This window comes from Comamonas aquatica NBRC 14918 (assembly GCF_000739875.1).
GTDB lineage: Bacteria > Pseudomonadota > Gammaproteobacteria > Burkholderiales > Burkholderiaceae_C > Comamonas > Comamonas aquatica.
The window spans coordinates 23,265-44,553 of the sequence record NZ_BBJR01000050.1 but is presented as its reverse complement, the minus strand read 5'-3'; the positions used below and the strand labels follow the sequence as shown (position 1 = coordinate 44,553).

The 21,289-nt window shown below is 68.7% G+C and carries 18 protein-coding genes; 14 read left to right on the top strand and 4 right to left on the bottom strand.

All coding sequences use genetic code 11. The features are described from left to right. The first annotated feature begins 14 nt into the window (after positions 1-14). Positions 15-803: an IclR family transcriptional regulator gene (locus CA2_RS12000; protein WP_042417334.1), complete on the top strand. Its 789-nt coding sequence runs from the start codon at positions 15-17 to the stop codon at positions 801-803. A gap of 5 nt (positions 804-808) precedes the next feature. On the opposite strand, the gene CA2_RS11995 is transcribed toward CA2_RS12000, so the two are convergent. After that, complete coding sequence (locus CA2_RS11995; protein ID WP_042417332.1) at positions 809-1,522, bottom strand: aspartate/glutamate racemase family protein; 714 nt, start codon at positions 1,520-1,522, stop codon at positions 809-811. 77 nt (positions 1,523-1,599) lie between these two features. Beyond that, positions 1,600-2,856 carry a Zn-dependent hydrolase gene (locus CA2_RS11990; protein WP_042417328.1) on the bottom strand — a complete coding sequence of 419 codons (1,257 nt, stop codon included), beginning with the start codon at positions 2,854-2,856 and terminating at the stop codon, positions 1,600-1,602. Between the two features lie 167 nt (positions 2,857-3,023). Between CA2_RS11990 and CA2_RS11985 the strand changes: the two genes are divergently transcribed. The 8 genes from CA2_RS11985 (at position 3,024) to CA2_RS11950 (ending at position 11,193) form a co-directional block, all read left to right on the top strand. Continuing rightward, complete coding sequence (locus CA2_RS11985; protein ID WP_042417325.1) at positions 3,024-4,700, top strand: ABC transporter substrate-binding protein; 1,677 nt, start codon at positions 3,024-3,026, stop codon at positions 4,698-4,700. Positions 4,701-4,799: 99 nt separating this feature from the next. Then, on the top strand, positions 4,800-5,750 hold the full coding sequence (locus CA2_RS11980) for an ABC transporter permease (protein ID WP_042417321.1): 951 nt from the start codon (positions 4,800-4,802) through the stop codon (positions 5,748-5,750). A 21-nt stretch (positions 5,751-5,771) separates the two neighbouring features. Continuing rightward, complete coding sequence (locus tag CA2_RS11975) at positions 5,772-6,674, top strand: ABC transporter permease (protein WP_042417319.1); 903 nt, start codon at positions 5,772-5,774, stop codon at positions 6,672-6,674. Positions 6,675-6,677: 3 nt separating this feature from the next. Continuing rightward, complete coding sequence (locus CA2_RS11970) at positions 6,678-7,712, top strand: ABC transporter ATP-binding protein (RefSeq protein WP_042417316.1); 1,035 nt, start codon at positions 6,678-6,680, stop codon at positions 7,710-7,712. Positions 7,713-7,727: 15 nt separating this feature from the next. Then, positions 7,728-8,732 carry an ABC transporter ATP-binding protein gene (locus tag CA2_RS11965; RefSeq protein WP_042417313.1) on the top strand — a complete coding sequence of 335 codons (1,005 nt, stop codon included), beginning with the start codon at positions 7,728-7,730 and terminating at the stop codon, positions 8,730-8,732. A 158-nt stretch (positions 8,733-8,890) separates the two neighbouring features. Beyond that, entirely contained in the window at positions 8,891-10,075 is a 1,185-nt protein-coding gene (locus CA2_RS11960; protein WP_042417310.1) for an amidase, read from the top strand. 84 nt (positions 10,076-10,159) lie between these two features. Next, entirely contained in the window at positions 10,160-10,906 is a 747-nt protein-coding gene (locus tag CA2_RS11955; RefSeq protein WP_245620947.1) for an SPFH domain-containing protein, read from the top strand. Then, positions 10,903-11,193: a hypothetical protein gene (locus CA2_RS11950; protein ID WP_042417304.1), complete on the top strand. Its 291-nt coding sequence runs from the start codon at positions 10,903-10,905 to the stop codon at positions 11,191-11,193. The genes CA2_RS11955 and CA2_RS11950 overlap by 4 nt, the downstream gene beginning before the upstream one ends. A gap of 56 nt (positions 11,194-11,249) precedes the next feature. Here the strand turns inward: CA2_RS11950 and CA2_RS11945 are convergent, their stop codons facing one another. After that, positions 11,250-11,756: an ureidoglycolate lyase gene (locus CA2_RS11945; protein WP_042417301.1), complete on the bottom strand. Its 507-nt coding sequence runs from the start codon at positions 11,754-11,756 to the stop codon at positions 11,250-11,252. A 130-nt stretch (positions 11,757-11,886) separates the two neighbouring features. Here CA2_RS11945 and CA2_RS11940 point away from each other — a divergent pair, with 130 nt between their 5' ends. The 5 genes from CA2_RS11940 (at position 11,887) to CA2_RS11920 (ending at position 18,742) form a co-directional block, all read left to right on the top strand. Further along, positions 11,887-12,825 carry a LysR family transcriptional regulator gene (locus tag CA2_RS11940; RefSeq protein WP_042417298.1) on the top strand — a complete coding sequence of 313 codons (939 nt, stop codon included), beginning with the start codon at positions 11,887-11,889 and terminating at the stop codon, positions 12,823-12,825. A gap of 90 nt (positions 12,826-12,915) precedes the next feature. Continuing rightward, a complete protein-coding gene (tcuA, locus tag CA2_RS11935; RefSeq protein ID WP_042417295.1) occupies positions 12,916-14,340 on the top strand; it encodes an FAD-dependent tricarballylate dehydrogenase TcuA in 1,425 nt (474 codons plus the stop codon). A gap of 12 nt (positions 14,341-14,352) precedes the next feature. Next, positions 14,353-15,558, top strand: a complete 1,206-nt coding sequence (tcuB, locus tag CA2_RS11930) for a tricarballylate utilization 4Fe-4S protein TcuB (protein WP_042417383.1) — start codon at positions 14,353-14,355, stop codon at positions 15,556-15,558. Positions 15,559-15,635: 77 nt separating this feature from the next. Continuing rightward, complete coding sequence (locus CA2_RS11925) at positions 15,636-16,616, top strand: Bug family tripartite tricarboxylate transporter substrate binding protein (protein WP_042417292.1); 981 nt, start codon at positions 15,636-15,638, stop codon at positions 16,614-16,616. A 200-nt stretch (positions 16,617-16,816) separates the two neighbouring features. Then, positions 16,817-18,742 (top strand): B12-binding domain-containing radical SAM protein, encoded by a 1,926-nt coding sequence (locus CA2_RS11920; protein WP_081888982.1) that lies wholly within the window; start codon positions 16,817-16,819, stop codon positions 18,740-18,742. Positions 18,743-19,004: 262 nt separating this feature from the next. Here CA2_RS11920 and CA2_RS11915 read toward each other — a convergent pair whose 3' ends face one another. Then, positions 19,005-21,221 carry a hypothetical protein gene (locus tag CA2_RS11915; RefSeq protein WP_042417286.1) on the bottom strand — a complete coding sequence of 739 codons (2,217 nt, stop codon included), beginning with the start codon at positions 21,219-21,221 and terminating at the stop codon, positions 19,005-19,007. Positions 21,222-21,289 lie beyond the last annotated feature (68 nt).

Genomic DNA, 21,289 nt, shown 5'->3' with positions numbered 1-21,289 from the left:
CCCTGCGTGCGCCCATGTTGCCACCCGAACCCACTGCCACACCGGATGCCTTGTTCAACCAGTCGCTGGCCAAGGGCCTGCAGGTGCTGTGCGCCTTCCAGGCCGGCCACCGCAGCCTCACCCTGGGGGACATCGCCGCGCGCACCGGCATGACCAAGGCCTCGGCCCAGCGCTCGGTCCACACCCTGCAGCGGCTGGGCTACATCGGCAAGCACCCCAGCACCCAGCGCTTTGGCCTGCTGCCGCGCGTGGTGGAGCTGGGCTTCAACTACCTCGAAGCCCACCCGCTGATTGCCGCGGCCCACAGCTACCTGGCCCAGCTGGCGCGCGACAGCGGCGAGACCGCCACGCTGACCGAGCCCAACGGGGACCACATGGTGTACCTGGCCCAGGTGCTGACCACCCAGCACATCCCCGTGCTGACGCCCGTGGGCACCCAGGTGCCGATGTACGCCAGCAGCTGCGGCCGCGCCTACCTGAGCCAATGGCCCGACGCGCAGGCGCAGCCCTGGCTGGAGCGCATGCCCCGCCCCGCGCGCACCCGCGCCACCCTGACCCAGGTGGGCGATATCCTGGCTCGCCTGCAGCGCTGCCGCGACACGGGCTATGCCACCAACTGCGAAGAGCTGTTCCTGGGCGACATGGGCATCGCCGCCCCGGTGCTGAACCTGCGCGGCCAGGTGGTGGGCGCCGTCCACGTCGCCCCGCCCACCAGCCGCTGGCGCATGGACGACGCCCAGGCCCGGCTGGCCCCGCTGGTGGTGGAGTGCGCACGCGCCATTTCGCGGCTGGCGCCGCTGTAGGCGGATCAGGCCACGGCCGCGCGCCAGTTCGCTGTGGCCAGCGTGTGCTGCAGGGATTGCTGGGCGGCCTCCACACAGTCCCACACCGGCAGGCCGGTGATGGCGCGCACGCGCTCGCCCATGCCCGCCAGGCCGGCGCCGCCCAGCAGCACGGCCTGCGCGTCCGTGCCCTGCAGGCTCTCGGCGCTGGCCTGGGCCAGTGCCTGGGCCGTGCGGTCCGGCGACTGCATCATCTGCAGGCCGGTGGCTGCCAGGGTGCGTACCTGCACGATCTGCAGCGCGGCGCCGGGGCCGTCATGGCCGGCCGCGCGGCTCCAGCGCTCCAGCATGGGCTGCCATTTCTCGCCGCCGGTGACCACGGCCACGCGCTGCCAGCCCTGGCGCGCCAGGGCCTGCACCGCGGCCTGCGCCAGCCCCAGCACCGGGATGCCCGCCACCTCGTCCAGGGCCGGCAGGCCCGGGTCCCCGAAACAGCCCACCAGCACGGCGTGGTAGCCGCCTGGCGGCGCCAGCGGCTGGGCGCGCTCCCAGGCATCCAGCACCGCGTGGCCGGCCACGCAATAGCTGTATTCGTCGGCGATGTACGTCGCCCCGAACAGGGCCGTGGCGCCGTGCAGCTGCACCTCGGGCAGGCCCGGCGACAGCTGGGACAGCAGGCGCTCGGTCACGCTGCGCGAGGTGTTCGGGTTGATGATGAGGACGTGGTGGGTGGCCGGCATGTCAACTCCTGGGGGTGCACCTGCCAGGCAGGTGCCGGCCGGGCATGCAAGCCCGGTGCCAGGGGGGCAACGCGGCTTCACGCCACGCCGGCCCGCGCCAGCATGGCGTGCAACAGCACGTTGCAGCCGGCGGCCAGGTGTGCGGGCTGGGCATCCTCGATCTCGTTGTGGCTGATGCCGTCCTTGCAGGGCACGAAGATCATGGCCGTCGGCGCCACCTGGTTGACGTAGACCGCGTCGTGCCCGGCCCCGCTGACCACCTCCATGTGGGCATAGCCCAGCTGCGTGGCCGCCTGGCGCACGCTGGCCACGCAGTCGGGGGCGAACACGCAGGGCTCGAACTTCACCACCTGCGCCATCTCCACCGTGCACTGGCACTGTGCGGCCAGCGCCGCAAACCCCTGGCGCATGGCTGCGTCCATGCGGTCCAGCCCGGCTTGCGACAGGTTGCGGAAATCCACGGTGAACTTGACCTGCCCCGGGATCACGTTGCGCGAATTGGGCAGCACCTGCACATGGCCCACGGTGCCACGGCCGTGCGGGGCCTCGTCCAGGGCGATGCGGTTGACCGCCTCCACCATGCGCGCCGCCGCCAGCAGGGCGTCGTGGCGCAGCTCCATGGGCGTGGGGCCGGCATGGGCGTCCATGCCGGTCACGGTCACGTCGTACCACTGCTGGCCCAGGGCGCCGCTGACAATGCCGATGGGCTTGTCATAGGCCTCCAGCACCGGGCCTTGCTCGATGTGGGCCTCGAAGTAGGCGGCAAAGGCACCGCCGGGCACCGCGCCGCAGGCCACATCGCCCAGGTAGCCAATGCGCTGCAAGGCTTCGCCCACGCTGATGCCTGCGCCATCTTGTTGCAAGTGCATGTCTTTTGCACCAAAAACGCCTGCAAATGCACCAGAGCCCATCATCACCGGGGTGAAGCGCGTGCCCTCCTCGTTGGTCCAGAACGCCACCTCGATCGGTGCGCGGGTCTGGATGCCGTGGGCGTTCAAGGTGCGCACCACCTCCAGGCCGGCCATCACGCCATAGTTGCCATCGAACTTGCCGCCCGTGGGCTGGGTGTCGATGTGGCTGCCCGTGGCCACGGCGCGGGCCTGCGGGTCGGTCCCCGCACGGCGGCCAAAGACATTGCCGACCTCGTCCACGCGCACACTCAGCCCGGCCTGCCGGAACCACTGCACCACCAGGTCGCGGCCCTGCTGGTCTTCGGGTGTCAGGGCAATGCGGCAGACACCGCCCTTGGGAGTGGCGCCGATGGCGGCCAGGTCCATCAGGGACTGCCACAGGCGTTGGTCATCGATGCGCAGCTGCGCGGCGGAGGGGTTCATGGGCAGGCTCCCGGCAAGAGACAAAGGAATGAGAGCCACTTAAATCGCACAAAACATGCCAATTCACATCGAACACGCAGTAACGCGTATCGATAAACGATATTCACGATATGGCACGGCGCTTGCATTGCGAGGCTTACCCCAACCCTCCGATGGAAAGGTCTCCCATGCGCAAGTCTTCTGCTTTCTCTGTTTCCCGCCCGGCACTCCACGGGCTGACGCTGGCTGTGGCCATGACCCTGGCCGGTGGCGCCAGCAGCGCCATGGCGCAGGACAAGGTGTTGCGCATCGCCATGACCGCTGGCGACATCCCCCGCACCTCGGGCCAGCCGGACCAGGGCTTTGAAGGCAACCGCTTCACCGGCATTCCGCTGTACGACGCACTGACCCACTGGGACCTGAGCAAGGCCGACAAGCCCAGCGAACTGATCCCCGGCCTGGCCCTGTCCTGGGCGGTGAACGACAAGGACAAGACCAAGTGGGTGTTCAAGCTGCGCCCCGGCGTGAAGTTCCACGACGGCAGCGCCTTCAACGCCGACGCCGTGGTCTGGAACGTGGGCAAGGTGCTGGACAAGGAGGCCGAACAGTACGACCCCGCCCAAGTGGGGGTGACCGCCTCGCGCATGCCCACGCTGCGCTCGGCCAAGAAGATCGACGACCTGACGGTGGAGCTGACCACCTCCGAGCCCGATGCCTTCCTGCCCATCAACCTGACCAACCTGTTCATGGCCTCGCCCGCACACTGGGCCAAGAAGCTGGCGGCCGTGCCCGCCACGGTGAGCGGCAAGGCCGAACGCAGCAAGGCCGCGTGGACCGCGTTTGCCGCCGACCCGGCCGGCTCCGGCCCGTTCAAGGCCGCACGCTTTGTGGCGCGCGAGCGCTTTGAAATGGTGAAGAACAGCGCCTATTGGGACCCCAAGCGCACCCCCACCATCGACCGCGTGGTGCTGCTGCCCCTGCCAGAGGCCAACTCGCGCACCGCCGCGCTGATGAGCGGCCAGGTGGACTGGATCGAAGCCCCCGCGCCCGACGCGCTGGACGCCCTCAAGGGCCGCGGTTTCAAGGTCTACTCCAACCTGCAGCCCCACATCTGGCCCTGGCAGTTCTCCTTCGTCGAAGGCTCGCCCTGGCTGGACAAGCGCGTGCGCCACGCCGCCAACCTGTGCGTGGACCGCGCCAGCATGAAGCAGCTGCTGGGCGGCATGATGGAGCCGGCCACCGGCATCTTCGAACCCGGCCACCCCTGGCGCGGCAACCCCAGCTTCCAGATCAAGTACGACGTGGCCGCCGGCAAGGCCCTGATGGAGCAGGCCGGGCACACGGCCGCCAAGCCGCTGAAGGTCAAGATCCAGACCTCGGCCTCCGGCTCGGGCCAGATGCAGCCGCTGCCGATGAACGAGTTCATCCAGGAAACCCTCAAGCAATGCCACTTCGATGTGCAGTTCGACGTGGTCGAGTGGAACACCCTGTTCTCGGGCTGGCGCCTGGGCGCCAAGGACCCCGGCGCCAACAAGGCCAGCGCCACCAACGTGACGGCCGCCACCATGGACCCGTTCTTTGCCATGGTGCGCTTCGTCAGCACCAAGTCCTTCCCGCCGCTGTCCAACAACTGGGGCTTCTACAGCAACCCCAAGGTGGATGCCGTAGTGGACAAGGCGCGCACCACCTTCGACGCCAAGGAACGTGACAAGGCCTTGGCCGAGCTGCACACCCTGGTCGTGGATGAGTCGCCCTTCCTGTTCGTGGCGCACGACGTGGGCCCGCGCGCCATGTCGGCCAAGGTGGGCAACGTGGTCCAGCCGCAAAGTTGGTTCATCGACATCGCCACCATGACCTTGAAGTAAGCCGCCGCCGGGCCGGACCCCAGGTCCGGCCCGGTCCGCCCCGCGTTGCGCCCTGCGCACGGACGTGGACCTTCCTGAACCCCCACCACGCCACACCCCATGCTGAACTACCTGTTGCGACGCGTTCTCTACACCCTGCCCATCATGCTGGGCGTGGCCCTGCTGTGCTTTGCCCTGGTCCACATCGCGCCGGGCGATCCCCTGGTGTCCATCCTGCCGGCCGACGCCTCGGCCGAACTGCAGGCGCAGATGCGCGAGCTGTATGGCTTCAACCAGCCCCTGCCCGAACAGTTCCTGCGCTGGGTCTGGCGCGCGCTGCAGGGTGACCTGGGCCAGTCCATCGCCACCAGCCGCCCCGTCGCCACCGAGGTGATGACCGCCGTGGTCAACACCCTGCGCCTGGCCGTGGTGGCCACGCTGATCGGCTTTGTGCTGGGCAGCCTGTTCGGCTTTGTGGCGGGCTACTTCCGCAACTCCGTGATGGACCGCCTGTGCTCCGTGCTGTCGGTGCTGGGCGTCAGCGTGCCCCACTACTGGCTGGGCATGGTGATGGTCATCATCTTCTCGTCCCAGCTGATGTGGCTGCCCGCCACGGGCGCAGGGCCTGGTGGCTCGGGCGACTGGGTCTGGGACTGGGAGCACGTGCAGTTCATGATCCTGCCGGCCATCACCATGTCGGTCATCCCCATGGGCATCATCGCGCGCACGGTGCGCGCCCTGGTGGCCGAGCTGCTGGACCAGGAGTTCATCGTCGGCCTCAAGGCCAAGGGCCTGACCCACCTGGGCATCTTCCGCCACGTGCTGAAGAACGCCGCGCCCACGGCCCTGGCCGTGATGGGCCTGCAACTGGGCTACCTGCTGGGCGGCTCCATCCTGATCGAGACCGTGTTCTCCTGGCCCGGCACCGGCTTCCTGCTGAACCAGGCCATCTTCCAGCGCGACCTGCCCCTGCTGCAGGGTTCCATCCTCGTGCTGGCGGTGTTCTTCGTGCTGCTCAACCTGCTGGTCGACGTGGTGCAGACCCTGCTTGACCCCCGCATTGCGCGCTGACCCTTGAAGGAGCCCCTCTCCATGTCCAGCCTGTCCCTCTCCCCCGATGCGGCCGCCGCGGTCCAGCCGCTGCCGGAGCACCGTTCGCGCGGCTACTGGGCCTCGGTGCTGCAGCGCCTGGCGCGCGACCCCGTGGCCATGGGCGCCGCCGCCGTGGTGGCCCTGCTGATTCTGATGGCCCTGCTGGCCCCCTGGCTGGCCCCGGCCGACCCCTATGCCACGTCCATCATCAAGCGCCTCAAACCCATCGGCACCGAAAGCCTGCCCCTGGGCAGCGACGAGCTGGGGCGCGACCTGCTGTCGCGCCTGATGGTGGGCGCGCGGTTGTCGCTGTTCATGGGCATCACGCCCGTGCTAATGGCCTTTGTGATCGGCACCGGCATCGGCATCCTGGCCGGCTACGCCGGCGGGCGCACCAACACCGTGATCATGCGCACCATCGACGTGTTCTACGCCTTCCCCTCGGTGCTGCTGGCCATCGCCCTGTCGGGCGCCCTGGGCGCGGGCATCGTCAACTCCCTGGTGTCGCTGACCATTGTCTTCATCCCGCAGATCGCCCGCGTGGCCGAAAGCGTGACCGCCCAGGCGCGCAACCGCGACTATGTGGAAGCGGCGCGTGCCACCGGCGCCAGCGCCTTCACCATCGTGCGCGTGCACGTGCTGGGCAATGTGCTGGGGCCCATCTTTGTCTACGCCACCAGCCTGATCGCGGTGTCCATGATCCTGGCCTCGGGCCTGTCCTTCCTGGGCCTGGGCGTCAAGCCACCCGAGCCGGAATGGGGCCTGATGCTCAACACCCTGCGCACCGCCATCTACACCCAGCCCTGGGTGGCCGCCCTGCCCGGCGTGATGATCTTCATCACCTCGATCTCGTTCAACCTGCTGTCGGACGGCCTGCGTTCGGCCATGGACAACAAGGGGTAAACCATGCGCTTGCACACCACCCTTCCCGACGTGGGCGGCCCCGCCCAGCCGCTGCTCACCATCCGTGGGCTGACCAAGCACTTTCCGCTGAAGAACGGCGCCACCGTGCGCGCCGTCGATGGCGTGGACTTCGAAGTGCTCAAGGGCGAAACCCTGGGCGTGGTCGGCGAATCCGGCTGCGGCAAATCCACCACGGCCCGCCTGCTGATGCACCTGATGGACCCCACGGCAGGCGAGCTGATCTTCGACGGCCGCAGCGTGGGTTCGCGCGACCTGCCGCTCAAGGAATTCCGCCGCCAGGTGCAGATGGTGTTCCAGGACAGCTATGCCTCGCTGAACCCGCGCCTGACCATCGAGGACTCCATCGCCTTCGGCCCCCAGGTGCACGGCGTATCCAAAAAGGAAGCCATCGCCCGCACCCACCACCTGATGGACCGCGTGGGCCTGGCCCCCAGCCGCTTCGCCGAACGCTACCCGCACGAGCTGTCCGGCGGCCAGCGCCAGCGCATCAACATCGCCCGCGCCCTGGCGCTGCAGCCGCGCATGGTGATCCTGGACGAGGCCGTCTCTGCCCTGGACAAGTCGGTCGAGGCCCAGGTGCTGAACCTGCTGTCTGACCTCAAGCGCGAGTTCGGCCTGACTTATGTCTTCATCAGCCACGACCTGGGCGTGGTGCACTACATCAGCGACCGGGTGATGGTGATGTACCTGGGCCAGGTGGCAGAGATCGGGCCTTCGGACAGCCTGTTCGCCCAGCCCGCCCACCCCTACACCAAGGCGCTGCTGTCGTCCGTGCCGTCCATGGACCCCGCCCACCGCACCCAGCGCGCGCCGCTGGCGGGCGACCCGCCCAACCCCATCAACCCGCCCACGGGCTGCCGCTTTCACCCGCGCTGCCCGCAGGCCGCCGCGGTGTGCGCCGAGCGCGTGCCCACGATTTCGGACGTGCAGCTGCACCACCACGCGCGCTGCCTGGTGCACGAATTCAGCAGTGGCCACCCCCTGGCCACGGCCGATCAGCCCGCCCTGGCGGCTTGACCCCCGGAGACGACCATGACCCCCTTGGTACAGATCGAAGACCTGAACATCCAGTTCACCGGCGGCAAGAAACCGGTGCAGGCCGTCAGCGGCGTGAGCCTGTCCGTGCGCCCGGGCGAAGCCGTGGCGCTGATCGGCGAGTCCGGCTCAGGCAAAAGCGTCACCCTGCGCACCCTGCTGCGCCTGCACCCCGAGCGCAAGACCACCATGCAAGGCCAGGTGCAGGTCGCCGGCCACGATGTGCTGGCCCTGCGCGAGCGCGAGCTGCCCGGCTTTCGCGGCAAGACCTGCGCCATGATCTTCCAGGACCCGCTGCTGGCCCTGGACCCCGTCTACCCCGTGGGCGCGCAGATCGTCGAGGCCATCCGCCGCCACGAACCCCAGACCAGCAAGGCCGAGGCCGAAGCGCGCGCGCTGCAGCTGTTCGAGCGCGTCAGCATCCCCAGCCCGGCGCAGCGCCTCAAGGCCTATCCGCACGAAATGTCGGGCGGCATGCGCCAGCGCGCCATGATCGCCCTGGCCCTGGCCTGCAACCCGCAGGTGCTGCTGGCCGACGAGCCCACCACCGCACTGGACGCCACGGTGCAGATCCAGATCCTGCTGCTGCTGCGCGAGCTGCAGCGCGACCTGGGCCTGGGCATCATCTTCGTCACGCACGACATCGGCGCCGCCGTGGAGGTGGCCGACCGCATCGCCGTGATGTACGCCGGGCGCATCGTCGAGGAAGGCACGGCCGAGCAGCTGATCCGCCACCCGCGCCACCCCTACACCATGGCCCTGCTGCAAAGCCGCTCGCACGGCGCCATGGAGCGCGGCCAGCCGCTGCAGACCATCCCCGGTGCGCCACCCGACCTGACCGCCATCCCCCCCGGCTGCGCCTTTGCCCCACGCTGCCGTTGGGCCACCGACGCCTGCCTGCAGGCCGTGCCCGCCGCGCGGGAGATCGCCCCCGGCCACCTGGCGCGCTGCGTGCGCACCGACGAAGCCGCGCGGCCCGCTGCGCAACCGCTGGCGGCCTGAACGCCTGCGTGGCGCCCCTGCATAAAAAAAGAGCAGCTGGCGCTCATCCAACGGCACTTTCCAAGCCTTTTCGCCTAGAAATGCCGAATGGGCGCGCGCCATGCGCTCCTGTTTTCACGCGCTCGTTGTCTGTATCCCTGTCCTCTGGAAAGCCTGCCATGCCCTTGAACGATCCTGCCCACGCCTTCGTGCCCTATCCCGACGTGCCCGTGCCCCACGCCAGCACCGGCCCGCTCAGCGGCCTGTACTTCGGCGTCAAGGACCTGTTCGACGTGGCCGGCTACCCCACGGGCGGCGGCAACCCGCTGGTGCTGGCCCTGTCGGGCACCAAGACCCACACCGCGCCCACCGTGCAAAAGCTGCTGGACGCCGGTGCCGCCTTCGCCGGCAAGACCGTCACCGACGAACTGGCCTTTTCCATGAATGGCAACAACGCCCACTTCGGCGCACCGCTCAACGGCGCGGCGCCGGAGCGCATCACCGGCGGCTCGTCCTCGGGTTCGGCCTCGGCCGTGTCCAGCCGGCTGTGCGACTTTGCCCTGGGCACCGACACCGGTGGCTCGGTGCGCGCGCCCGCCAGCCACTGCGGCCTGTACGGCATCCGCCCCACGCACGGCCGCGTCAGCCTGCAATCGGCCCTGGCGCTGTGCCACAGCTATGACACCTGCGGCTGGTTCGCCCGCGACGCCACCACCTTCGCCCGCGTCGGCGACGTGCTGCTGGGTGCCGACCCCGCCCCGCTGCCCGCCCGGCCGCGCCTGCTGGCTCCCACCGACGTCTGGGGCCTGATCGCCGCCGACGTGCGGCCCGCCTGGGACGGCGCGCGGGCCCAGGTCCAGGCCGTGTACGGCGAAGCCGCGCCCACCAGCGTGGCGCTGGACAGTTTCGAGGCCATGTACTGGAGCTTCCGCTACCTCCAGGGCCGCGAAGCCTGGATGACCGACGGCGCCTTCATCGAACGCTACGCCCCCGTGCTGGGCCCCGGTGTGAAGGAACGCTTTGCCTGGTCCCGGGATGTCACCGACGCCCAGGTCGAACAGGCCCAGGCCTTCCGCACCCGCTTCAGCGCCCACCTGCGCCAGTTGCTGGGCCACGACGGCGTGCTGGTCATGCCCTCCATGCCCGACATCGCCCCGCTGCGCAGCACCGACGAGGCCGCGCTGGAGCACTACCGCAACCAGGCCGTGCAGATGCTGTGCATCGCCGGGCTGTCGGGCTTTCCGCAGATCTCGCTGCCCCTGGCCGGGCGCCAGGGGGCGCCACTGGGCCTGTCGCTGCTGGGCCCCGCCGGCAGCGACCGCAGCCTGATCGCCATGGCGCAGCAGCTGGCCGCCACAGCCTGAGGCCCCGCCCTGCACCACAGCCCCGCAGGCCATGGCCGCGGGGCTGTGGCGTCATGGGCTGTTTCGTCATGGGCTGGCACCGGCGTGCGCTGCGCCCACAGGCCGCTGGGCAAGTGCTGGGCCTACTGCGACCGCCTGGTGCTGCTGGATGTCTCCGACAAGGCCTACCAGGAGGCCATGAGCATCTTCATCCCCGAAGACAAGCTAAACCTGGAAGTGACCATCCGCGCGACGCTGAGCATCAACCCCAAGAAGACGGCGGAGCTGTTCAATGCGATCGCCCCCACCGAGATGTCGGAGCATGTCTCGACGATTGCCAACGAGCAGGTGTACCGCACCTATGCCAGCCAGATCATCCAGGCCGAGGTGCGCGAGTACCTGAGCAAGCTCTCGATCAGCGAGATCGCCTCCAGCAATGAAAAGATCAACGCCGACCTGCGCCTGCAGCTGGGCAAGGCCATCGAGTCGCTGACGCCGTTCTCGGTGCGCTTTGTCGGCATCACCAACCTGAAATACCCCAAGATCATCACCGACGCGCAGGAGTCAGCGGCCGAGCGCCGGGAAGCCATCCAGAAGGAAGAGGCCCAGTTGACGATTTCCAAGGCCCAGCTGGAGCGTGAACTGCAGGAAGCCCGGCTGCAGCGCGCCATCGACAAGGAAAAGGCCGAAACCGAAGCCATGTCGCAATCGGTGCTGGCCCAGTCCGTCGATGCCCGCGTGCTGCAGTTGCGCAAGCTGGAAAATGACCGCGCCTGGATCGAGAAGTGGAACGGCCAGCTGCCCACCACCACCCTGGGCGACAGCGTGCCCATGGTGAGCATCGCCAAATGATCCTGCTGCTCAACCTCCTGCCCTTTTTGATCGCCGCCATCGGCTTCGGTCTGAGCTGGAAGCGCAAAAACCGCTGGATCGCCGCCGCCACCTGCGCCGCGTTGCTGCTGTACTTCCTGGCCCAGCCCTCCTACCTGCCCAAAGGCGAGATCACGCGCTCGCCCCCGCCGGTGTTTGGTGAGTCGGGCGCCCAGATCGAGGACCGCAACCGCAAGCCCATGCACGGCGACGAGCGTGACCAGCGCATGCGCGATGCCGTGCAGCAGGGTTTGGACTTCAAGCCCTAGGCACCGCCGCCCCCACCAGCGCCCCCTGCGGGCGCTTTTTCATGGGAGCCGGGGCGCTAGAGTCGCAGTTGCACGCCTGGGTCCAGGCAGCAGACCTCGCAATCCACCGCCGCCGCGCGCCGCTCCACCACCACAAAATCTCCGCCCTCCACCGCCAGCAGGGTGTGGTGCCAGGTCCCCGGTGCCAGCACCACACCCTGGCGGCCGTCGGTGATAAAGGCCTGCAGATCATCCGCCTGGGGGGCCGGCCCGGGGCGGGCCACCACGACCACAAAGCGCTGCGTGCCCAGTGGCACAAAGGTCTGGCTGCCCAGGGCATGGCGCTCCAGCTCGGTCACGTCCAGCGGAAACCGCCGCGCCTGGGCGCTGAACAGCGCCAGCATGGGCACGCCGCCCTCGGCCGTCAGCTGCAGGTCGGCCAGCAGTTCATGCCGCACGGCGTTGCCACCGTTGATGGGCCAGGCGGGCAGCGCGGGCGATTGCCCCTGCACGGCCACCACTTGGCCAAAAGGGGCAAAGCGCGCAGGCGTCAGGGGTTCGGGGGTCAGGATCAGGTCAGACATGCCCGCAGATAAGCAAGTGCAATGCCACGCCATGCGGGCCGTGCACGGCGTCGCCCCTGCGGGGCCGCTACCATGCCGGCTGGTGCGGGGGCATCGCGCCCCCGTTTTCTGTCTTCACTGTGAGCCACATATGGAACTGCGCCAACTGCGCTACTTCGTGCGTGTGGTGGAACTGGGCTCCATGAGCCGCGCCGCCATGGACCTGGACATGGTGCAGTCCGCCCTGAGCCAGCAAATCAGCCGCCTGGAGAGCGAACTCAGCACCCGCCTGCTGCAGCGCTCCAGCAAGGGCACGGTCCCGACCGAGGCCGGGCTGGCCTTTTTCCACGAGGCCCAGCTGACGCTGCGGCATGCCGAGCAGGCCATCCACGCGGCGCAACAGGCGCGGCTGTCGGGGGCCGTGAGCATCGGGCTGTCACCGACGATTGCCTCGGTGCTGGGCCTGCCGCTGATGCAGGCCCTGCGCCAGCGCTACCCCGAGGTGCGCCTGCACATGGTGTCGGCGCTGTCGGGCCACCTGACCAGCCTGCTGAATGCGCGCCAGCTGGATCTGGCCATCCTGTTCGATGCACAGGGCGCCCGCCGCTGGAGCGTGCAGCCGCTGCTGGAGGAGAAACTCTACCTGATCCAGTCCAAGCGCCGCCCGGTGTGCCCGCACACGGCCACCACCACCATGGCGCAGATGGGCGGCGTGCCGCTGATCCTGCCCTCGGGCAGCCACGGGCTGCGCAATGCCATCGTCACCGCCTTCGCGCATGCGGGCCTGCCCTTGAACATGGCGCTGGAGATTGACGGCCTGCCGCTGCTGATGGAGGCCGTGATGGCCGGCATGGGCGCCACGGTACAGCCCTGGTCGGCCGTCAAGCTGCACCACGCCACGCAGGGCGAATTCCTGTGGTCGGAGATCGTGGACGGCCAGGTGCGCCGCCCGGCCATGCTGTGCGGTCTGTCGGAGGATGAGCTGTCGCCCGCCGCACTGGCCGCCCGCGTGGTGCTGCGCGATTGCGCCGAGCACCTGGTGACCAGTGGCGCCTGGGCCGGCGCCACGCTGAGCCATCACAAAAACTGATACCCCCATTCCCTGGACCCCCTGCCCAGGGCCGGGCGCGCTCCCTACAGTCGATCTTCCCCACGAGTGAGACTGCAAGGAGAGAGATTCATGGACACCGATGTTCTGGTCATCGGTGGTGGCAATGCCGCCCTGTGCGCCGCGCTAATGGCGCGCGAAGCAGGTGCCCGCGTGCTGCTGCTGGAGTCCGCACCGCGCGCCTGGCGCGGCGGCAACTCCGCCCACACCCGCAACCTGCGCTGCATGCACGATGCGCCGCAGGATGTGCTGGTCGAGGCCTACCCCGAAGAGGAATACTGGCAAGACCTGCTGAAGGTGACAGGGGGCATCACCAACGAGCACCTGGCGCGCATGGTGATCCGTGCCTCCTCCACCTGCCGCCACTGGATGCGCCAGCACGGCGTGCACTTTCAACCCCCACTGTCGGGTGCGCTGCACGTGGCCCGCACCAATGCCTTCTTCATGGGCGGCGGCAAGGCACTGGTCAACGCCTACTACCGCAGTGCCGAGGCACTGGGTGTGGAGATTCGCTACGAGTCGCCGGTGGATCGCATCGACATCGACCACGGCATCTTCAAAGCAGCCTATGTGAACGGCCAGCGCATCACCGCCCGCAGCTGCGTGCTGGCCGCCGGCGGCTTCGAATCGAACCGCGAATGGCTGCGCGAGGCTTGGGGCCAGAACGCGCGCGGCGAATGGCCGGCCGACAACTTCATCATCCGTGGCACCGCCTTCAACAAGGGGGTGCTGCTCAAGCACCTGCTGGAGGACCACCAGGTCGACGGCATTGGCGACCCCACCCAGGCCCACATGGTGGCCATCGACGCGCGCGCGCCGCTGTACGACGGCGGCATCTGCACCCGCATCGACTGCGTGTCCCTGGGCGTGGTGGTCAACCGCGAGGCCGAGCGCTTCTACGACGAGGGCGAGGACTTCTGGCCCAAGCGCTACGCCATCTGGGGTCGCCTGGTGGCCCAGCAGCCCGGACAGATTGCCTACTCCATCATCGACAGCAAGGCCATCGGGCGCTTCATGCCGCCCGTATTCCCCGGCGTCAAGGCTGACAGCCTGCCCGAGCTGGCGCAAAAGCTGGGCCTGAACGTGGACACCTTCATGCGCACGCTCAACGCCTACAACAGCGCCTGCCAGGTGGGCCAGTTCGACCACACGGCGCTGGATGACTGCCACACCGAAGGCGTGACCCCCGCCAAGACGCACTGGGCCCGCCCCATCGACACCGGCCCGTTCTACGGCTACGCCCTGCGCCCCGGCGTGACCTTCACCTACCTGGGTCTTGAGACCGATGACTCCGCCGCCGTGCGCTTTGCGGGCCAGCCCAGCCACAACCTGTTTGTGGCCGGCGAAATGATGGCCGGCAACGTGCTGGGCAAGGGCTACACCGCGGGCGTGGGCATGTCCATCGGCACGGCCTTTGGCCGCATCGCCGGACGCAACGCGGCGCTGGCCGCTGCGGGTAAAGGCGCCGAACACGGCGCCGTGAAAGACGAGGTGTAAGCCACCATGAGCATGCAATCCTTTGAAACGCTGGGCCAGGAAGCCCAGGCCCTGGCCTCTGGCCACAGCGGCAAGGTCATTCCCATCCTGCCCCTGAGCGCGGCCGAAGACGAAGTAGCCCGCGTCATGCAGATCTGCAACGCCTGCCGCTACTGCGAGGGCTTTTGCGCCGTGTTCCCAGCCATGACACGCCGCCTGGAGTTTGGCAAGGCCGATGTGAACTACCTGGCCAACCTGTGCCACAACTGCGGCGCCTGCCTGCACGCCTGCCAGTACGCCCCGCCGCACGAGTTCGGCATCAACATCCCCAAGGCCATGGCCGAGGTGCGTGGCCAGACCTATGCCGACTACGCCTGGCCCCCGGCGCTGGGCCAGCTGTACCAGCGCAACGGCCTGACGCTGTCGCTGGCCCTGGTGGCCGCGCTGAGCCTGTTCCTGGTGCTGGGCGCCATGCTGCAAGGTGGCGGCCTGGGCGCGCTGTGGGGGGCCGACCTGGGCGCCAATTTCTACAACCTGTTCCCGCACAACCTGCTGGTGAGCCTGTTCGCGCCGGTGTTCCTGTTCGTGGTGCTGGCGCTGTCCATGGGCGTGCGCCGCTTCTGGAAGGACATCAAACCCGCCACCAGCGGCGCCGACGTCAGCCGGCCCGCAGCCGCCGAAGCCACCGGCGACGTGCTGCGCCTGAAGTACCTGGATGGCGGTCACGGCGATGGCTGCCACAACGAGGACGATGCCTACACCCTGCAGCGCCGCCGCTGCCACCACCTGACCTTCTACGGCTTCCTGCTGTGCTTTGCCGCCACCGGCGTGGCCACGCTCTACCACTACCTGCTGGGCTGGGCCGCGCCCTACGACCTGCCCAGCCTGCCCAAGCTGCTGGGTAGCACGGGCGGCGTGATGCTGGCCCTGGGCACGGCCGGCCTGTGGCGCCTGAACCGCCGCCGCCACCCGCTGCATGGCGATGCCCAGCAAAAACCCATGGACCTGGGCTTCATCGCCCTGCTGTTCCTGGTGGCCACCAGCGGCCTGGCGCTGTGGTGGGCCCGGGCCACCCCCGCCCTGGCCCTGCTGCTGTGCCTGCACCTGGGCGCGGTGATGGCCTTGTTCGCCACCCTGCCCTACGGCAAGTTTGCCCATGGCGTGTTCCGCACCGCGGCCTTGCTGCGCCATGCCACCGAAAAACGCCAACCCAACCCCATCGGCCTGGGGGCCGATTGAGGCGTGCGGGGCCACAAGCCCCGCGGCGCTGAACTCCCCCACACCAAAAAGATAACACCCCATTCAGGAGATACCCCATGCAACGACGCACCCTCATCCAATCCTCGGCCGCGCTGCTCAGCGCCGGCTTGCTGGGCGGTCTGCCGGCCCTGGCCCAGGATTTCCCGCCCAAGAAACCCGTGACCATGGTGGTGGGCTTTGCCGCCGGTGGCGCGGCCGACGCCGCCGCGCGCCTGATCGCCAAGAAGCTGAGCGAGAACATCGGCCAGTCCGTGGTGGTGGAGAACAAGGGCGGCGCGGGCGGCAACATCGCCCACGGCCAGGTGGCGAATGCCGCCACCGACGGATCGGTGATCCTGTTCGGCTCGGTCGGCCCGCTGACCATCGCCCCGCACCTGATGAAGCTGACCTACGACCCGTTCAAGGACCTGGCGCCGCTGTCCGGGGGCGTCAACTTCCCGAACGTGCTGGTGGTGCACAAGGGCGCAGGGGTGAAGAACCTGCAGGAGTTCGTGGCGCTGGCCAAGAAGTCGCCCGGCAAGGTGGACTACGCCTCCACCGGCGCCGGCTCGGCCTCGCACCTGGCGGGTGAGCTGTTCAACCAGCGCGCCGGCGTGGAAATGGTGCACGTACCCTACAAGGGCGGCGCCCCGGCCCTGCAGGACCTGCTGGGCGAACGCGTGACCAGCTACTTCGCCGCGCCCCCCACCGCCCTGCCACACGTGCAGGCCGGCAAGCTGATCCCCCTGGCCACCACCGGCCTGACACGCCCGGCCTACATGCCGGACATTCCCACCGTGGCCGAAGCCGGCTACCCCGGCTTTGAGGCCCTGAACTGGTACGCCTTCGTGGCCCCCAGCAAAACCCCCACGGCCATCCTGGACCGCTGGAACGTGGAAATCGTCAAGGCCCTGAACGACGAAGGCGTGAAAAAGGCCTTGAACGACCATGGTCTGACCCCGCAGCCCACCACGCGCCAGGAACTGGCGGCGTTCATGAAAAAAGAATATGAGCAGTGGGGCCGCGTGGTGAAAGAGCGCAAGCTCTCTGCCAACTGAGGCACACCCCCGCCTCCTTCCTTGACAGCCACCTGCGGGTGGCTTTTTTTTGGGCCCGCGCAGGCCCTGGGGCCGGGCCGCCAGAAACCTGGTGCCGGCGCTTTTTCGCCAAGCCAGCGACAATATCGCCCCGCCCTGCTGCCCAGCCGGGCTTTTGTTGTGCGGCCCTGCGTGCCGCCCCGCCGGCCTGCTAAACCTTCATGACTGCTCCTGACACCCGCGTGCTGTCGCTCATCCCGCCGATGACGCAGCTCAACACGCCCTACCCTTCTGCGCCCTATCTGACGGGCTTTCTGCGTTCGCGCGGGGTGGATGCGGTGCAGGAAGACCTGGCCCTGGCCCTGGTGCTCAAGCTGCTGTCGCGCGACGGCCTGTCGCAGATCATCGACCTGGTGCAGGCGCAGTACGACGCCGACCCGGGCCGCCTGTTCAGCCCCGCCGTGCAAAGCTTCATGGGCCAGCGCGACCAGTACCTGGCCACGGTGAACCGCGTCATCGCCTTCCTGCAGGGCAAGGACAGCACGCTGAGCCACCGCATCGTCAGCCGCGCCTGGCTGCCCGAGGGCCCGCGCTTCGATGCGCTGGAGCACTACATGGACGATGGCTCGGGCGACCCCGTGGGCTGGGCCTTCGGCGCCCTGGGCCAGCAGGACCGTGCCAAGCACTACGCCACGCTGTACCTGAACGACCTGGCCGACGTGATCCGCGACGCGGCCGACCCGCGCTTTGAATTTGTGCGCTATGCCGAGTCGCTGTCGGGCAACCAGCCCACCTTCGATCCGCTGGCCGAGGCCCTGGCCGCCGCCCCCACCCTGGTCGATGACGCGCTGGCCGAGCTGACGCGCAAGGCCGTCTGGCGCCACCGGCCCACGGTGGTGCTGCTGTCCACGCCCTTCCCGGGTTCGGTCTACGCGGCCTTCCGCATCGCCCAGACCATCAAGGCCGAATTCCCCCACATCACGTTGGTGCTGGGCGGCGGCTTTGTGAACACCGAGTTGCGCACGCTGGCCGAGCCGCGCGTGTTCGACTACTTCGACTTCATCACGCTGGACGCGGGCGAACGCCCGCTGCTGGCGCTGCTGGAACACCTGCGCGGCGAGCGTGGCCGCTCGCGCCTGGTGCGCACCTTCGTGCGCAACGACGAAGGCGCGGTGCAGTACATCAACCTGATGGAAGCCGACATCGCCTTTGCCGAGGTGGGCACGCCCACCTGGGACGGCCTGCCCATCCACGACTACCTGTCGCTGCTGGACATGCTCAACCCCATGCACCGCATGTGGAGCGACGGCCGCTGGAACAAGCTGACGATTGCCCACGGCTGCTACTGGAAGAAGTGCAGCTTCTGCGACGTGGGCCTGGACTACATCGGCCGCTACGAAGGCGCCAGCGCCACCGAGCTGGCCAACCGCATCGACGCCATCGTGGCCGAGACCGGCCAGACCGGCTTTCACTTCGTGGACGAGGCCGCGCCGCCCAAGGCGCTCAAGGCCCTGTCCCAGGAGCTGATCGCGCGCGGCACCGACATCAGCTGGTGGGGCAACATCCGCTTCGAGAAAACCTTCAACCCCGAGCTGGCCCAGCTGATGGCCGACAGCGGCTGCATCGCCGTCTCCGGCGGGCTGGAAGTGGCCTCGGACCGCCTGCTGGACCTGATGAAAAAGGGTGTCAGCGTGGAACAGGTGGCGCGCGTGACCAAGGCGCTGACCGACGCCGGCATCCTGGTGCACGCCTACCTGATGTACGGCTTTCCCACGCAGACGGTGCAGGACACGGTGGATGCGCTGGAGTATGTGCGCCAGCTGTTCGAGAACGGCTGCATCCAGAGCGGATTCTTTCACCGCTTTGCCTGCACCATCCACTCGCCCGTGGGCCAGAACCCGCAAGCCTACGGCGTGACCCTGCCCGCGCTGCCGCCCGCCACGTTTGCGCGCAACGACATCCCCTTCATCGACCCCACCGGCGTGGACCACGACGCCCTGGGCGTGGGGCTGAAGAAAGCCATCTACAACTTCATGCACGGCATCGGCGTGGAAGAGGATGTGCGCAACTGGTTCGACTTCAAGGTGCCCAAGCCCACCGTGCCGCGCAACAAAATCGCCAAGGCGCTGGCCGCCAAGGGCTGGTAAGCCCGCCGCCCCCCTCCCATAACCCGCGCTGCGGCCGCTGGCGACACTGGCATGGCAAGCGCCTGCCGCGGCGCACCCAGGCCTTTGGGGACTGCGTGCTCGGGGCGCACCGTGCCGGCACGATCGACCGTTGCGGAGACCGGCACGGGCCGGCCTCCCGCAATTTCAGGCCAAAACGGCCTCTAGCCCTTATCCATCGTGCGCCTGCCGCTATGAAAAAAGCCAGCAGGCTGCTGGCTTGTGGGGGGCTTTAGGACGCCGCTCAAGGCGCAGGCGAAGGAGCGGATGCAGGCGTGGCCGCCGACGGCGGTGCCACCTCGGCCATCACCGCGTCGTACTGCCAGGGCTGGGGCAGCACGCGGTCCAGCCAGCCGCAACGCCAGGCCAGCGCGGCCAGCACCAGCACGGCCACCACGCCCCAGACCCAGCGGGCGGTGTGCTTGTCGGCAAACGGGTCGTGGGTGATGCGCTTGGCGCTCAGCGGCACCTTGGCCGCCTGCGACAGCGAGTTGCCCAGCTGCAGGTTGATCTTCATGCGGCCATTGATGGCCCAGCCGCTGGCGTCCAGGATGGGGCCCAGGCTGCGCTCGCGCAGCTTCAGCCAGGCAATCAGCATGCTGGGGCCGGAGATGGCCAGGATGATGCCCAGCAAGGCCACGGGGATCCAGGGCCCCAGCTCCACGAACTTGCCGAAGATGCCGACCAGCACCGTGCTGATGGAGCCCAGCGCCACACCGATGGCGGCCACCGTGCCGACGTCGGTCTTCTTGCCCGCCGCGGCAGCGGGGGCCGGTGCGGCGGCTGCGCTCTTGCTCACGTCGACCAGCTTGCTGGCCTGGGCGTCCAGGCTGGCGGTGACCGAGGCATCCTTGGCGGCGGCGCGCTTGGCCACCTGCTCCTCGACCATGCGCACAAACTTCTTGTAGGGCGAGAAGAAGGCCTGGCCGATGCTGGTGGGGTTCTCGATCAGCTTGGTGATGGTGGCATCCCAGTCCTGGCCGGCACGGTCGTAGAAGATGCCGTTGCGCCCGACGAACAGGAAGTCCACATCCCCGGCCGTGAAGGCGGCCACGATGTGGCGCTTCTGGCCATTGCGCTGGCACTCGCAATACGCCAGGAATACCTTGGCCATGCCGGCCAGCGTGGCGTGCGCAGCGGGGTTGGCCACATCCACCGTCAGGTCGCAGCTGCGGCCGTCCAGGAACAGGGTGCCGGCCTGAAAGGCCGCGCCCTGGCGGCTGTAGAACTGCGAGAACGCCACGAAGTTGTTCAGCAGCGCCAGCAGGTCGCGCTGGTAGCGGATCAGCTTCTCCAGCGCGATCGCGTGCACGCTGTGCTGCTTTTCGTCCTCATCGTGCTGGATGAAATCCTGCAACTGCTGCTGCATGCCGCTGTCCAGCAGCGCCAGTGCCTCGGCCTGCGCCACCGTACCCAGCGGGGTCGCCGGGTAGTCCGCCAGCCAGGCCTGGCACGGCGCCAGCTGCGCCTTGAGCTGCGCCCACTGCGCGGCGCTCAGGCTGTCCAGCGGGCCCAGCAGCGGCTCGACGGCCGTGGTGCGCAGGGTGGCCATCGCCTCGGCCCAGGCGGGGTTGATGCCCTGCGTCAGCGGCAGCTCGCCCCCGGCCACCACGGTGGCCACGGGCAGGGCGGCAATCGCAGCATCCTCCTGGCTCAGCAGCTGCTTGCCCAGGGCGGCGTAGCCTTCGACGGACGGGCTCAGCGGCACCAGGGCGCTGGCGTCGAAAGCCGCCAGGCGCGTGCGCGCAAAAAAGTCCTCGACCTTGGCCTGCACGGCATTCAGCGCCTGCGCGGCGGCCATGGCCTGCTCCTGCGTGGGCAGGGCACAGGTGTTGGACTGGGCGCGCGCATGCCAGTCGGCAATCGCCTGCACGTCGGTGAAGAAGTTGTCCAGCTGCGCGCGGCCCAGGCCCGGCTGGCCGTCACACCCCTGGGCGCTGCCATAGGCGGCCATGATGCGCTCCACCAGGGCGGCCAGCGCGGGGTGATCAGCCAGGGTCACGGGGTTCAGGATGCCGTCGCCGTTGAAGGGCATGCTGTTGAGCGTCGTCAGCCGCTGCTGCACCTCGGCCAGCGAGACGCTGTCGGTGCCGCTGCGCCCTTGCAGCGCCAGGATGCGCCGGGCTTCATCCAGCAGGGCCCGCGCCTCGTCGGAATCCCCGCGCAGCGACGACAGCTGCAGCACGTCCGACCCGGTGGTCAGCACCTCCGGGTCCTGGACCATGGAGACCGCCCATTCGCAGGCCTGCACCAGTTCCGGCGCGCGGATGCGACCGTCGGCATCCAGGTCGATCATGTCCAGCGTGGCGCTGTCGAATTCAATGCCGCGTGTGGGGCAGGCCAGGGCCACCCACAGCTTCTGATCCAGTTGTCCAATGTTTGCGATATCTGCACCGGTGCGGATGGTGACCTGGTCCACCCCGCCCGCCCGGAAAAACTGCCATTCGTGTTGTGGTTGCATGACTCACTGACTCGGTAGCACGGCGGCCTGTACAGCCGCCACGGTGGGCACGGCCCCCAAGCAGGGGC